Origin of the sequence: Leucobacter celer subsp. astrifaciens (assembly GCF_001273835.1) — a bacterium.
Taxonomy (GTDB): domain Bacteria; phylum Actinomycetota; class Actinomycetes; order Actinomycetales; family Microbacteriaceae; genus Leucobacter; species Leucobacter celer.
Map to the genome: position 1 here is coordinate 1 of NZ_JHEI01000034.1, position 285 is coordinate 285.

The 285-nt window shown below is 73.0% G+C and carries 1 pseudogene; it reads right to left on the reverse strand.

From position 1 onward, the window contains the following. Positions 1–285 (reverse strand): annotated as a pseudogene (locus AMS65_RS20235) (glutathione ABC transporter ATP-binding protein); the annotation flags it as partial.

The following is a 285-nucleotide window of genomic DNA, read 5'->3' on the forward strand; positions in this document are numbered from 1 at the left end:
AATCGACCCCGTGCACGGCGACGGTCGCGCCGCGGCCGAAGCGCGACGGGTACCCGATCTGTGCGCCCTCGGCGACGATGACGTGGCCCGTCGTGTCGCGCGGCGTCTCAGCGTCGCCCGGCTCTGGCCGTGGCTGCGTCCACGACTTGCCGTGGCCGACGTGCGGCACCGCGGCCAGCAGATCGCGGGTGTACTGCTCGCGCGGCGACGCGAACAGTTCGGCGACCGGCGCCTCCTCGACGATGTCGCCCTGGTACATGACCACGACGCGATCGGCGAGGTCGG